The organism is Kribbella pittospori, assembly GCF_004331465.1.
In the GTDB taxonomy this organism is placed as follows: Bacteria; Actinomycetota; Actinomycetes; order Propionibacteriales; family Kribbellaceae; genus Kribbella; species Kribbella pittospori.
In genome coordinates this window covers 1-14,224 of sequence record NZ_SJKB01000008.1, presented here as the reverse complement: position 1 = coordinate 14,224, position 14,224 = coordinate 1, and the positions used below count along the sequence as shown (strand labels likewise).

Annotated in this window: 10 protein-coding genes; 4 read left to right on the top strand and 6 right to left on the bottom strand. The window is 69.3% G+C overall.

Going from position 1 to position 14,224, the window contains the following annotated elements:
- Positions 1-110: 110 nt before the first annotated feature.
- On the top strand, positions 111-1,367 hold the full coding sequence (locus E0H73_RS24460; protein WP_131360486.1) for an RNA polymerase sigma factor: 1,257 nt from the start codon (positions 111-113) through the stop codon (positions 1,365-1,367).
- 124 nt (positions 1,368-1,491) lie between these two features.
- Here E0H73_RS24460 and E0H73_RS24455 read toward each other — a convergent pair whose 3' ends face one another.
- From E0H73_RS24455 to E0H73_RS24445, 3 genes are all read right to left on the bottom strand, one after another.
- The gene (locus E0H73_RS24455; protein ID WP_131360484.1) at positions 1,492-1,878 is read right to left on the bottom strand and encodes a DUF3618 domain-containing protein; all 387 of its coding nucleotides are present in this window, start codon (positions 1,876-1,878) and stop codon (positions 1,492-1,494) included.
- Positions 1,875-2,321, bottom strand: a complete 447-nt coding sequence (locus E0H73_RS24450) for a phage holin family protein (RefSeq protein WP_131360482.1) — start codon at positions 2,319-2,321, stop codon at positions 1,875-1,877. Before E0H73_RS24450 ends, E0H73_RS24455 begins: the two co-directional genes overlap by 4 nt.
- Positions 2,322-2,388: 67 nt before the next feature.
- Positions 2,389-6,024: a GH116 family glycosyl hydrolase gene (locus tag E0H73_RS24445; RefSeq protein WP_202867553.1), complete on the bottom strand. Its 3,636-nt coding sequence runs from the start codon at positions 6,022-6,024 to the stop codon at positions 2,389-2,391.
- A 207-nt stretch (positions 6,025-6,231) separates the two neighbouring features.
- Between E0H73_RS24445 and E0H73_RS24440 the strand changes: the two genes are divergently transcribed.
- Complete coding sequence (locus E0H73_RS24440) at positions 6,232-7,005, top strand: alpha/beta fold hydrolase (protein ID WP_131360480.1); 774 nt, start codon at positions 6,232-6,234, stop codon at positions 7,003-7,005.
- On the top strand, positions 7,002-7,790 hold the full coding sequence (locus E0H73_RS24435; RefSeq protein ID WP_131360478.1) for an alpha/beta fold hydrolase: 789 nt from the start codon (positions 7,002-7,004) through the stop codon (positions 7,788-7,790). Before E0H73_RS24440 ends, E0H73_RS24435 begins: the two co-directional genes overlap by 4 nt.
- Before the next feature lie 42 nt (positions 7,791-7,832).
- Here E0H73_RS24435 and E0H73_RS24430 read toward each other — a convergent pair whose 3' ends face one another.
- The 3 genes from E0H73_RS24430 to E0H73_RS24420 all read right to left on the bottom strand — a co-directional run bounded on the left by E0H73_RS24430 (position 7,833) and on the right by E0H73_RS24420 (position 10,650).
- Positions 7,833-8,459 (bottom strand): superoxide dismutase, encoded by a 627-nt coding sequence (locus tag E0H73_RS24430; protein WP_131360476.1) that lies wholly within the window; start codon positions 8,457-8,459, stop codon positions 7,833-7,835.
- 377 nt (positions 8,460-8,836) lie between these two features.
- A complete protein-coding gene (locus E0H73_RS24425) occupies positions 8,837-9,646 on the bottom strand; it encodes an alpha/beta fold hydrolase (protein ID WP_131360474.1) in 810 nt (269 codons plus the stop codon).
- Positions 9,643-10,650 (bottom strand): methyltransferase, encoded by a 1,008-nt coding sequence (locus tag E0H73_RS24420; protein WP_131360472.1) that lies wholly within the window; start codon positions 10,648-10,650, stop codon positions 9,643-9,645. Before E0H73_RS24420 ends, E0H73_RS24425 begins: the two co-directional genes overlap by 4 nt.
- A 194-nt stretch (positions 10,651-10,844) precedes the next feature.
- On the opposite strand from E0H73_RS24420, the gene E0H73_RS24415 reads away from it, so the two are divergent.
- Entirely contained in the window at positions 10,845-13,832 is a 2,988-nt protein-coding gene (locus tag E0H73_RS24415) for a glycine--tRNA ligase (protein WP_165555825.1), read from the top strand.
- The last annotated feature ends 392 nt before the right edge of the window (positions 13,833-14,224 follow it).

Here is a 14,224-nt window from a genome sequence, read left to right as displayed (position 1 = left end):
ACCGGAGAGGTCGTTCGACGGTCGAACGGTGCACAAGGTGGGCTGATCGGTGGAGCGCGGGCGGCGCGGGGTGGGTTGCTGTTGGGCTGTTGGTGTTGTTCTATCGGCGGGTGACGGTTACGGAGGCGCGCGGGGCGGTTGACGCCGTATGGCGGATCGAGTCGGCGCGGATCATCGCGGGTGTTGCCCGGATCGTGCGGGACGTCGGACTGGCCGAGGAGCTGGCCCAGGACGCGCTCGTGGCGGCGCTCGAGCAGTGGCCGGAGTCCGGCGTACCGAACAACCCGGGTGCCTGGCTGATGGCGATCGCCAAACGCCGCGCGATCGACCTGATCCGGCGCAAGGAGACGTACCAGCGCAAGTTGGCCGAGATGGGCCATGAGCTGGAAATCGACGGCGACAGTGTCGAGGACGACGTGGAAGCGATTCTCGAGGACCACATCGAGGACGACCTGCTCCGGCTGGTGTTCACCGCCTGCCACCCGGTGCTGACCGCGGACGCCCGGGTGACCTTGACGCTGAAGCTGCTCGGCGGTCTGAAGACCGAAGAGATCGCGCGCGCGTTCCTCGCCCCGGAGGCGACGATCGCCCAGCGGATCGTCCGGGCCAAGCGCAATCTCGCCAAGGCCGGCGTCGAGTTCGAGGTACCGGCCGGCGAGGACCTGTTCGAGCGGCTGTCGAGCGTGCTCGAGGTCGTCTACCTGATCTACAACGAGGGATACTCCGCGACCGCCGGCGACGACTGGATGCGGCCGGCGCTGTGCAACGAGGCGATGCGGCTCGGCCGGCTGCTGGTGGGGCTGATGCCCGACGAGCCCGAAGTACTCGGTCTGCTTTCCCTGATGGAGCTGCAGGCCTCCCGCGCCAACGCCCGGATCGGTCCCGAGGGTGAGCCCGTACTACTGCTCGACCAGGACCGGCGTCGTTGGGACCGGCTGCTGATCCGCCGCGGTCTCGAAGGCCTCGACCGCGCCTGGGCTCTGGAGAAGCCGCCCGGCGCGTATCTTCTCCAGGCCGCCATCGCCGCCTGCCACGCCCGCGCCGCCGACCCGGAGGACACCGACTGGGCCCGGATCGCCGGCCTGTACGCCGTACTCGCGCAAGTCACTCCGTCGCCGGTGGTCGAGCTCAACCAGGCGGTCGCGATCTCGATGGCGTTCGGCCCGGAGCGCGGGCTGGCGGCTGTCGACGCTCTGGCCGAGGAGCCGTCGCTGAAGGACTACCACCTGCTGCCGAGCGTCCGCGGCGACCTGCTGTTCAAGCTGGGTCGGCTCGACGAGGCGCGCGCCGAGTTCGAGAAGGCCGCCGCCCTGACCCGCAACGAACGCGAGCGCACCCTTCTCCTGGAACGCGCCGCGGCCTGCTGACGGGACGGGCGAGGTGCAGACGGACAGGTGGTGTCGGGGTCGCGGTAGTGCAGTAGAGCGTGAAGCGGGCCTGATGTACGGCGTATAGCCGGGTGCACTACCTGTCGACCTGCACGCTGGAAACCTACTTCTGCTTCCTGGCCATCCAGGCGGCTGCTCCGACGCCGAGGGCCAGGGCGCCACCGACGGCCGCGGTGGTCTTCGGGTGCCGGAGGCTGGCGGCGATGCCCTTCACCTGGCCCGGGACGTCCTTCATCCGCCCCTGCATCCGCTGACCGGCCTGGCCGGCGGTCGCCTTGATCCGCTGGCCCGCCTGGCCGGCAGAGTCCTTGACCCGGTGGCCCGCCTGGCCGGCGGAGTCCTTGATCCGGCGCGGTACGTCCAGCTGGCGGCTCAGCTGCTGCACGGTGTCCGCGAGGTGCTGCCGGGTCATCTCCAGGTCGATCCGGAGTGCCTCGGTTTCGGGCATCGGCTCGCGGTGGTCCGCGTTCCTGCTGGTGTTGGTGGTCATGCGGTGATCTTTCCTTCCGGCTGATGGCCCTTGAGTGCTTCGAGGTCGTCGTGCACACCGTCGACGGCGTGCTGCGGAACGGGCGGACTGGCGTGCGAGACGTGCTTCTTGCCGAGCAGCGCCGCGATCCCTGCGATCACGAACAGCACCGCAGCGACGATCAGCGCCGACAACCACGCCGGTACGACGTACGCGAGGCCGAGGATGGCCGTCGCGACGAGTGCCCCGAGGCCGTACAGGGCGACGGTCCCGGCCCCACCGAACAGGCCGACGCCGACCCCGGCTTCCTTTCCCTTGACCTTCAGTTCGGCCTTGGCCAGCTGAAGCTCGTCGCGCACCAAGCGGCTCACGTCGCTCGTCAGCTGACTCACCAGAGCGCCGACGTGCTCACTCTGGCCGTTCTGTCCGGCCTCTGGCCGAACGGTTTCCGGACGCGTCGTCATCTTCGCCTCCCGTGATCGGCTCACGGGCCCGGTACCCACCAGCGGCGACGCTACGCAAGCAGTTGTCTCACTCCGTGGTGAGGGTGATGGTGAGGGGCTTGCCGGGGGTGACCAGCGCCGGCCGGGTGAGCGTGACGACAGTGCGGGTGCCGGTAGTGGTGAGGGTGGCCGGGTGGGGCTTGCCATCGAGCTTGACGGTCACGGCTGTAGCGGGGCGAGCGGTTTCGAAGGAGAGGCTGTTCAGCCGGAGGCGGCCGTATCGGATGTCGAGGACGGCTGTCTGAGTTCCGGTGTCGCGCGTCTGGCTGTAGCGACCCCAACCCTCGGCTCCGGTGAAGGCACAAGCGAAATCCTCCGGCGTCAGCCGCGGCGCGAATCCGAGACGCCCGCGTGGACCGTGGTACTCGTACCCGCACGCGGCCAGATAGGTGCCGAAGCTCATCATCGCCCGCGCGTAGTGATCGCTCGCCTCGATCTCGTTGTACGGGTTCCGTTTCTCGCCGTGGTACCGGTCGTACACGGCCCGCGTCACCGCGAGCCCCTCGGCCGCCATCCCCTCGGCGAACAGGTGGGCCGCGAACTGGTGCTCCTGCCCGGTCCAGACCTCGTTGAAGTACGGGTGCCCGCCGCTCTCCGTGGACCCGCCGTTCGGCCAGGCCACCATCACCGTGCCGGCCTCACCGTCGGTGCTGTACACGCGACCCACACCGATCCCTGGTGGCCGGTACGCCGACGGATTCGGCTGGAAGTTGTTGCGATAGACACTGGTCAGCGCGGTCCGTGCCTTGTCGGCCTCGAACACGCGCGGCAGCCCGAGCTGAGCGGCGTACATCTGTCCGTACAACTGGTCGACGAACACACCTCTGTTCGTGCTCGGCACCGGATGCGCCGGGTCGACCTTGTGCACGTAGTACCCGTAGGTCTGGTTCCACAACGGCCCATTCAGGTACGCCGATCCGCGGTCAGCGATCGTGGCGTACTTCGAGGCCGCGGCGGTGTCGCCCACCTCGGTCGCCATCGCGGCCGCGGCGCGCAAGGCGGCGACGTACAACCCGCTCAGCCAGGGGATCTCGCCGAACCACTCGGTATCGAGGGTGTTCCACTGCCCGCCGCGGAAGATGCCGTCCTGGTCCGATCCGTCGCGGGCGGAGACGAGGTAGTCGACCGACACCTTGACCTTCGGCCAGACCCGCGTCAGGAAGGCAGCGTCCCGGCTCATCTGGTGTTCGCGGTAGATGCGCAGGATCGTGCCGCAGTGGCCGTCGGCGAACGACGAGGAGGCGTCCGGCGACTCGCCGCGGTTCCCGATCTCGCCGGTCGGCTTGTAGGCGATGCCGAGGTCGACGCGTTCGCGGGTGTCACGTTCGAGGTCGGGGAACAGCCGGGCGATCGCCTGGGCGTAGTTCCAGACGTGCTCGCAGGTGCCTGAGCAGCAGTAAGTTCCCTCCCAGGCGTAGAACCGCCCGTCCTGCCAGCGGTGGCAGGTGCCGGTCGCCAGCGTCGACGCGGTGGCCAGGGTGCGTTCGAGGAACCAGTGCGGCAGCGACGAGTCGTCGTACCAGGTCCGGACCCATTCGCGTGTGCCGGACTCGAGTCGGTGGATGTGCGTGGCGACGTACTGCGCCACCTGGCGCGCGGAGTCGAAGCGGGTGCTGTAGTGCCGCATCAGCGTGGATCCGCCGACCAGGCTGCTGAACAGCCGGCGCTCGGGTGTCGGGAAGAACCAGCCCTGGACGAACCGCACCGTGCGCGATTCACCCGGCCGCAGTGCGACCTTCACGGCGACTGTGCCGACCTGCGTGGACGCACCGTCGACCTCGGCCGGTCCGTCCGCCGCGTCGAACAACTCGTCCGGGGTCGACCAGGCCGCGACTGATCGACGTACGACGGGGTGCTTCTCCAGCGTGGCCATCGTGAAGGAGCCGGCGTCGGTGCGATCGGCCACCGGCTGCCGGCGGATCGGGCGGTCGCTGAAGATGATCCGGTCGACGTTCACATGCCCCCGGCCGCCGCTGGATTGATCGACGATCTGGAGCTGTGCCGACCGCCCGGCCCAGGGACCGACCGCCCAGCAGATCGCGTCGAGCGGCTCGATGTCACTACCGTTGGCTGAGGCAACTACTTCGCCGTCGACGAGCAGGTTGACCACGGTGGTGTTCGGGTTGCTGCCGCCGCCGGTCCACACGGTGATGTATGCACGGTCAATGGTGAAGACCTGGCTGGTCAGCGATCCTTGCGTGCTGTCGTACGAGCCGCTCCGGAAGTCGTACGACGTGACGAACCGGCTGCCGGAGACGTTCAGCTCAGTGCGGTTGCCGAACGGCCGGCGGAAGTTCTCCGGCGTCTCGGCCACTGTGACCGGACCCGCGCCGAACGCCGTACCGGTGACCGTCCAGCCGGAGTAGTCGGTCCGCTCCCAGTCCTCGAAGACGATGTCGGCGCGGTCGGTGAACGTGATGCTGCCGCAGTTGAGGTGCGCCCACGCGCCGGTCGCGGAGTCCACCAACTGGATCTGCGCGGTGCGCCCGTCGTACTCGCCGACGTCGAGCATCTGCCCGACCAGCGGCTCGCTGTCGCTGCCGGTCGCGGTGGCCACGACCGTGCCGTCGACCACGACGTTCACACAGACCTTGCCAGGGTGATTGCCGCCGCCGAGCGCGACCGCGACGTACCGGCGGGTGATCTGGAACGGCGTGCTGGTCAACGTGCCGGTGCGGTCGTCCGGCCCGCCGCTCAGCCGGAAGTTGTACGACGTGACGAAGCGGCTGCCGGAGATGTTCAGGTCACCGAAGCGCTGCATCAGCGGGGGAGTGTCGGCCGGTCGTACCGGCCCGGTCCCGAACGCGTCACCGGTCGCGGTCCAGCCGTCGTACGTGTCGCTGTCCCACTCCTCGAAGAGGATGTCGTCGTTGCTCGAAGCCGCCGGGTCGGCCGCCGACCACTCGATCCCGGACGGGTACGCCGTGGCCCGCTGAGTGGTCGGTTGGCTGCGCCTGCTGTCCAGGCAGACCGGATTCTCGGAGTACCCGAGCAGCGTCGCGTCGACCGTCTGTGCGGAGGTGTTGTGGAGCGTGAACGCCATGATCGTGGCCGGCAGCGTCGAGTCGGACGTCGCCAGCGGGACGAACGGCGAGAACGCCTCGAGCGTCACGTCGACCGGGCTGTCCGACGACGTGTAGGCCACCCGGCCGATCGGATACTGCCCGGTGAACCGGACGTCATCGAAGCCCTTCGCATCGACGGTCCGAGTCTTGCCGCCGGCACGCAGTACGAAGCCCTGCCGGAACCGAGTCGCGCCGTCGGCGTCCGCGGACAGCGGTACGGCGTAGTGCGTCCCTGCGAAGTCAGCGCCGCCGAGCGGGTAGGTCAGCGCGTTGGACACATCCCAAGCCCACAGCCGTCCGTCGCCGGAGAGGTAGACCTGGCCGGCGCAACCGCCGCCGACCGGCATCCCGATCTTCGCCAGCGCAGCACCGGTGTACTCGGTCGGCGTACCGCGGTCCGTCAGTTCCGCGATCCGCTCCGGGGTGAGCGTCGGCATCCGTGTGATGGCCTGGGCAGTTTGCAGCATCCCGGGCGCGGCGAGCATGCCGACACCGGCCGCGCTGATCGACAGGAACGTTCGTCGTCCCACCCCGGCGCGCGGGCACGATCCACCGCAGGCCGGATTGGCGCATTCGCTGAGGTCGGGCGTGTGGTCCATGGGATCTCCAAGGGGGCGGCCGGGATCTCTTGGATGGCCACCTTAGGCCGTTCAGCCCCGCTGGGAAATCCATTTCACGAGGGGCAAATCCCCGGCCTGTCTGCGGCCGCCTGTGATCTGGATCACAGACGGTCGATCCGTGCCGGCGATGTTCGACGCAGTGGTTGAGGCCAGCTGAGTGGCCCGCACCGATTCAGGAGGAACGTCATGGAGAAGGTCACTTCGGCGGACGGCACCGCCATCGCGTACGACCGGCTCGGCGAAGGACCAGCGGTGGTCCTCGTCTGCGGCGGCTCGGTGGACCGGATGTCGAACGCCCCGCTGGCAGCCCTGCTGGCGCAGAACCACACCGTCTACAACTACGACCGGCGCGGCCGCGGTGATTCCGGCGACGCACCAGCGTACGCGATCGAGCGCGAGTTCGAGGACCTGGACGCGATCTTCGCGGCCGCGGGCGGCCCGGCGCACCTGTACGGCACGTCGTCCGGTGCTGCGCTCGCACTGCTCGCGACCGCTGCCGGCCGTCCGGTGACCAAGCTCGCGCTGTGGGAGCCGCCGTACATCCTCGAAGGCACGCGGAAGCGGCCGCCCGCCGACACGGCGTCGATCTACCGTGCGTTCGTGGCCGAGGGGCGCCGGGACAAGGCGGCCGAGTACTTCATGGCTGAGGTGGTCGGGCTGCCGGCCGAGTTCGTCGCGATGGCGAAGGAGTCGCCGTGGTGGCCGGCTCAGGAGGCGATCGCACACACCCTCGCGTACGACGCGACCGTGATGGGCGACTACTCGATCCCGGCCGCGGCGAGTTCGGTGGCCGTGCCGACCCGGGTGTTCACCGGCGGAGCGTCGGAGGAATGGATGAAGCAGGGCAACCAAGCCGTGGTGGACGCGATCCCGAGCGCCACCGCCTGTGTGGTCCCCGATCAGCAGCACAATGTGGACGCGGCCGCCCTGGCCCCCGCGCTGAAGGAGTTCTTCGCATGAGCAGCACAGTGGTCTCCAAGGACGGTACGACGATCGCCTACGACAAGCGTGGAGAAGGCCCTGCCCTGGTCCTGGTCGACGGCGCGCTGTGCGGGCGATCCCAAGGCCCGATGCCCGAGCTGGCCGAGACGCTGGCGTCGAGCTTCACGGTCTACAACTACGACCGGCGTGGCCGCGGTGACTCCGGCGACGCGGACACCTACGAGGTCGAGCGCGAGATCGAGGACCTGGCCGCGGTGATCGAGGCGGCCGGTGGCTCGGCGTACGTCTATGGCTCCTCGTCCGGCGCGGCGCTCGCACTGCGGGCCGCGGCGGCGGGGCTGGCGATCGAGAAGCTGGTCGCGTTCGAGCCGCCGTTCGTGGTCGACGACAGCCGCAAGCAGATCCCGGCGACCTGGGTGCAGGACCTCGAGGCTCGCGAACCGGCCGACGCGGTCCGGTACTTCATGACGACGGTGATCGGCCTGCCCGGCCCGATGGTCACGATGATGAAGCTGATGCCGGCCTGGAAGCACCTGAAGGCGATGGCCCCGACTCTTCCGTACGACGCCCGCGTCGTCGGCGGCAATGTAGCCGGCAAGCCGCTGGACGCGTCCCAGTGGGCGGCGATCGGCGTACCGGCCCTGGTGGTCAACGGCGGCAAGAGCCCGGCCTGGATGAAGACCTCGGTGCGTGCGCTGGCGGACGCCGTACCCGGCGCCGAGCACCGCGAGGTCCCCGGTCAGACCCACCTGATCAAGGCGACCGCGATCGCCCCGGTACTGACCGGGTTCTTCACGAACTGAACTCCGGGGTCCGGCGAAACCTCGCCGGACCCCGGACGGCGGTCAGGCTCCGGCGATGAGGCTGCCGGCTCCGGCGCGGGCCGCGTCGAAACGGGCCTGCGCGTCGCCCCAGTTCACCACGTTCCACCAGGCCTTGACGTAGTCCGGCTTCACGTTCTTGTACTGCAGGTAGAACGCGTGCTCCCACATGTCCAGCATCACGATCGGGATCTGCCCGGCCGGCAGGTTGCCCTGCTGGTCGTACAGCTGGTGAACGAGCAGCCGCCCGGCCAGCGCGTCCCAGCCGAGAATCGCCCAGCCGGAGCCCTGGATGGTGGTGGCGCTGGCGGTGAAGTGGGCCTGGAAGGCGTCGAACGAGCCGAAGTACTCGTCCAGGGCTGCGCCCAGCTCGCCGTCCGGCTTGTCGCCACCGTCCGGCGACAGGTTCTTCCAGAAGATGGAGTGGTTCACGTGCCCGCCGAGGTTGAAGGCGAGCGACTTCTCCAGCCCGACGATCGCGCCGAAGTCGCCCTTCTCGCGGGCCGCGGCCAGCTTCTCCAGGGTGTCGTTCAGGCCGTTCACGTAGGTCTGGTGGTGCTTGGAGTGGTGCAGCTCCATGATCTCGCCGGCGATGCTCGGCGCCAGTGCGCCGTAGTCGTAGGGGAGGTCGGGAAGCGTGTACGTGGTCAACTCTGCTCCTTCGTCGGGGCCCGCGAGGGCCGAATATCTCCGATGTCCTCTGTCAGCGGCCAGTGTCTCGTCAGGAAACGTTAGGCACCTTTAGCGGCGCCCCAGACGCCCGCTGGCGGCGTTGTCGTCGCGCAATGCTCCGCATTGCCCTCCTCCTCCGCCTTGCCAGCGAACGACTGGACCACCGCTAAAGGCACCCACCGTTCCCTGACGAGACACAGCTTGAAACTTCAACCACGGTTGAGGTCAAGGCGCCACGCGGTGAACGGAACCCACTAGGCACCTCCGACCGGTGCCCGATGCGACCGCGTTCACACCACCGCACGCACCGGACACCTCCAGCTTCACATACTCCTCCTGACGGCCTGCGGGGAGTCTCACCTCACCTCGACGGCCAGCTCCGCGCGCAGGGCGGTGGCGAACGGCTCCGGCCGGTCCGCGAAGCCGGTGTGGTCGCCGGGGAACCGGGTCGGCGCGATGCCGAGCCGGCCGGCCAGCGCGGTCGAGGTCCGGTCGCAGAGCTGACCGGTCGACTCTTCGCCGATGCCGACCACGATCCGTACGCCGCTGTCCCGCAACCGGTCCACGTCCGGCACCCAGGTCACCGTCTCGCGCAGCTCGTGGGCGAACCAGAACCGCTCGTCGGCGACCTGCTGCGGATCCCGCTCACCGCCGAACATCGCCTCGACCACGCCGTCCGGCACCTGGATGTTCGCCAGCGCGAAGAACTGCTTCCAGGCCCCGATCACATCCCCGGCCAGGTAGTCGGCCATCATCCGCTCGGACTTGGCCAGCAGCTCGTCACCGTCCTCGACCAGGCGGTCGAGCGGCGGCTCGTGGGCGATCACCGTGCTCACCAGCTCCGGGTACGCCTGGGCCAGCGCCAGTACGCTCACCGCCCCGCCGCTCGACCCGAACACCGCCGCCGGTCCGTCGCCGACATGCCGGATCAGCCGCGCCAGGTCGTCGACCCGCTCCTCGGGCGTCGAGGTCCCACCAGGCCGGAGCGTGCTCCGACCCACCCCACGCGGATCCAGCGTCAGGACCGTGTGGTCCGTGGCCAGCAGGTCAGCCACGGGCGCGAACGAGTCCGCCCCCATCGGCGCCCCGACCAACACCACCAACGGCCCGTCTCCACGCACCTCGTAGTACAACTCAGCATCCTCAACTACCAACGTGTTGTTCATGCCCTCTCCACGAACGGCGATCCGCCGGATGGACAGAGCTGCCACAGCGAAGTCACCTCGTCGTCCCGTGCCCGCCGATGCCGCGGTACGACGTCCGCCCGGCCGGCGACCCGCAGACCGGCGTACCGGAAGCCGTCGAGTAACTCCGCGCGCGACCTGAGCCCGAGGTGTTCGGCGAGGTCGGACAACACCAGCCAGACCTCGCCACCGGGGTTCAAGTGGTCGTGCGCCTGTCCGAGGAAGCCGCGCAGCATCCGCCCGTCCTCGTCGTAGACCGCGTGGTCCAGGAGCGTGATCGGCCGGGCCGGGATCCACGGCGGGTTGCACACCACGAGATCGGCCCGTCCGGGTGGGAACAGGTCGGTCTCGACCACCTGGACGCGGTTCTGCAGCCCGAGCCGTCGGAGGTTGTCCCGCGCGCACTCGACCGCCCGCACACTGTTGTCGGTGGCAACGACCCTGGGAACGCCTCGCCGCGCCAGCACCGCGGCCAGCACCCCGGTCCCGGTCCCGATGTCGAAGGCGACCGTCGATCGCGGCAACGGGCGGTCGCCGACCAGATCGACGTACTCCGATCGCGTCGGGGCGAAGACGCCGTAGTGCGGGTGGATCCGGGCACCGAGGGCCGGCACCTGGACTCCCTTGACGCGCAGCTGGTGCGCACCGATGACGCCTAGCAACTCCCGCAACGGCACGAGTCGCTCACCGTCGGGCGGGCCGTACGCCTCCAGGCAGGCCTGCCGAACGTCGGGTGCCCGGCGTAGGTGGATGGTGTGGTCGTGCGTCGCTATCAGCAACGAGTTGAGCACCTGCGCGCGCCGGGCCTGTCGCCGACGCTGCACCTGGAAGCTGCCACCCTCGGCCGCCGGGAGCCGGCGGCCGAGTGCGGCCAGCAGCTGTTTCGCGTTCTGGAAATCACCGTCCCAGACAAGAGTGGAACCGCGGTCGATCAGGCGCAGCGCCCGATCCGCGGAGAGTGTGTCGTTCACCGTGATGACGGTCATGAGACGACTCAGCTAGCGGACAACCGCCGCATGTTTCGGCGAGGTCACCACCTCAGTCTAAGGAACAGCCGATCCCCAGAATCAAACGATTGCCAGTCGCCGCCTGCACGCCGGGGGATGGCACCCGGGCAAGGCTAATAGACTTCGTCTCCTGACCCCCTCCGAACAATGGCTCGAGGTTTGCTGTGCTCACCATGCAGGACGCGCTGCTCGCGCTGACGAAGTACTGGACCGATCGGGGCTGCATGATCGTGCAGCCGTTCAACACCGAGGTCGGAGCCGGAACGCTGAACCCGGCCACCATCCTGCGGGTGCTCGGTCCCGAGCCGTGGCGGGTCGCGTACGTCGAGCCGAGTGTCCGGCCCGATGACAGCCGCTACGGCGAGAACCCGAACCGGCTGCAGACCCACACCCAGTTCCAGGTGGTCCTGAAGCCGGACCCGGGCAACCCGCAGGAGCTGTTCCTGGACAGCCTGACCGCGCTCGGCATCGACATCCACGCCCACGACATCCGATTCGTCGAGGACAACTGGGCGAACCCGGCGACCGGCTCCTGGGGCCTCGGCTGGGAGGTCTGGCTGGACGGCCTGGAGATCACCCAGTTCACCTACTTCCAGCAGGCCGGCGGGATGACGCTGGACCCGGTGTCGGTGGAGATCACCTACGGCATCGAGCGGATCATGATGGCGCTGCAGGGCGTCTCGCACTTCAAGGACATCGCCTACGCGCCGGGCATCTCGTACGGCGAGGCGTTCGGCCAGGCCGAGTACGAGATGAGCCGGTACTACCTCGACGACGCCGACGTCGACACGCACAAGCGGCTGTTCGAGGAGTACGCGCACGAGGCCCGCCGGATGCTCGACGCCCGGCTCCCGGTCCCCGCGCACATCTACGTCCTGCGCTGCTCGCACACCTTCAACATCCTCGACTCGCGCGGCGCCGTCAGTACGACGGAACGCGCCAAGGCCTTCGGCCGGATGCGCACGCTGGCCCGCGAGGTGGCCCAGCTGTGGGCCGAACGCCGGACCGAGCTCGAGCACCCGCTGGGCATCGCCGAACTGCCCGCGCCGGCGCCAGAGCCGACCGAGTTCCCGACGACCACTGGGACGCGGCAGCTGACGTTCGAGATCGGCACCGAGGAGATGCCGCCGTCGGAGGTCACCAAGACCGCCGAGGCTGTGAAGACGGCCCTCACCGAGAAGCTGGCCGCGACGCGCCTTGGTCATGGCGACATCACGACGTACGCGACGCCTCGCCGGGTGGTGGCGTTCGTCGCGAGCGTGCAGGCCGGTGAGCCGGACGCGGAGCGAGTGGTTCGTGGCCCGCGGAAGTCGGCCGCGTACGACGCCGACGGCAACGTGACCAAGGCCGCGGCCGGGTTCGCCCGCGGTCAGGGCGTGGACGTGAGTGAACTGCACGACCTGGACGTGGACGGCGTCGAGTACGTCGCGGTGACCAAACCGGACCCGGGTCGCGGGGCGGCCGAGGTGTTGAGCGGCGTACTGGGCGAGATCGTCAGCGGGCTGCGGTCGGACAAGAACATGCGGTGGAACGACGCGAAGTTGTCGTTCACCCGGCCGGTGCGGTGGCTGGTCGCGTTGCTCGGCGACCAGGTGGTGCCGGTGTCGGTGTCGACGCTGGCATCCGGCCGGACGACGCGGGTGCACCGCAACGCGGCTCCGCCGCAGGTCGAGATCGCGGCAGCCGAGGGGTATCTCGACCTGCTCCGGATCCACGGCATCGAGGCCGATCCGGCCAAGCGGCGCGAGCAGATCGTCGAGGCGGCGCAGCGACTGGCCACCGAGGCCGGCGGCACGATCGACCTCGAGGGCGAGACCGCGCTGATCGACCAGATCGTCAACCTGGTCGAGGAACCGACCGCGATCCTCGGTGGCTTCTCGGCGGACTACCTGACGCTGCCGGGCGAGATCCTCACCACCGTGATGCGCAAGCACCAGCGGTACCTGCCGGTGCGGGACAGCGACGGCAAGCTCCTCCCGCATTTCGTTGCCGTGGCCAACGGTTCGGTCAAGGACGACGTGGTTCGCGCGGGCAACGAGGCGGTCCTGCGGGCGCGCTACGAGGACGCGGCGTTCTTCTGGCGGGCCGACCTGGACACCTCGCTGGACTCGATGAAGAGCGAGCTGGAGAAGCTGGCGTTCGAGCAGCGGCTCGGCTCGATGGCCGACCGGGCCGCGCGAATCGGCCGGATTGCGCTCAGCCTCGGATCGACGGTCGGGCTGGACGGCGACGACCTGACCACGCTGCGCCGGGCCGCGGAGCTGGCGAAGTTCGACCTCGGGTCGCAGATGGTGGTCGAGCTGACCAGCCTGGCCGGGACGATGGCCCGCGAGTACGCGCGCCGCGCCGGCGAGACCGAGGCGGTCGCGCAGGCGCTGTACGACATGGAGTTGCCGCGGTCGGCCGGGGATCCGGTCCCGGCGACGACTCCGGGTGCGCTGCTCGCACTGGCGGACCGATTTGACCTGCTGGCGGGTCTGTTCGGGATCGGCGCCAAGCCGACCGGTAGCTCCGACCCGTTCGCGCTGCGGCGGGCAGCCGCCGGTGTGGTGGCGATCCTTCGCGAACACCCGTCGCTTCGCCAGATCACCCTCGATACGGGCCTGAAGGCTGCCGCCGCGGAGATCGGTGCCCAGGGCATCGACGTACCGGCGGAGTCGCTGGACGAGGTCGCCGAGTTCACCGTACGGCGGTACGAGCAGCAGCTGCTGGACCGCGGCGACGACCACCATCAGGTGGCCGCGGTGTTGCCGTTGGCAACTGCCCCGGCGGTGGCCGACGAGACCCTGGCGAGCCTGCAGCAGTTGGTCGGCAGCGGCGATTTCGCTGATCTGGTCGCCGTCCTGCAGCGGGTACGGCGGATCGTCCCGGAGGGCACCGAGGCGTCGTACGACCCGGCCAAGCTGACCGAGCCGGCCGAGGTCGTCCTGCACGAGGCGGTCCAGAAGGTGGGCCAGGCGCCGACCGGCCTGGCCGACTTCGCCACCGCGGCCTCGGTCCTGGTGGAGCCGGTCACCACGTTCTTCGACGAGATCCTGGTGATGGCCGAAGACCCGGAGATCCGGGCCGCTCGTCTCGGTCTGCTGGCCACCATCAGCCAGCTCGCAGCGCCCGTCCTCGACTGGCAGGCGCTGGGGACGAGCCTTACGCCGGGAGAGTGAGCCGCGGAGCAAGCCGCTCCGCGATCAGCCGGTACCCCTCGGGCCCTGGATGCAGATCATCTGCGTACAGGGCCCGAGCCTCGTTGCCCGCACAACCCCGCCGGCCCGACCACCCCGCCGTACTCGGACCCCTGCCCACCGCGCCGGCGCCGCGGCACCGCTCGAACGGATATCCCCTCGAGTGGTGCCTTCTCCCTTGGGATACGAGGGGAGAACCCACAACCCAAGGGGATATCCGTCGCCGCCGTTCCGGGCCGGCCCGACTTTGTGAACCGCTCAGCCACCAAACCGGCGGCGGTTTCAACCAGTTGTTGCACGCAGCGCCTCGTCGAGGGCTTGGGCTGGAGTCTTCCATCCCAGGGTCTGTCGTGGGCGGGTGTTCAGCCGGTGGG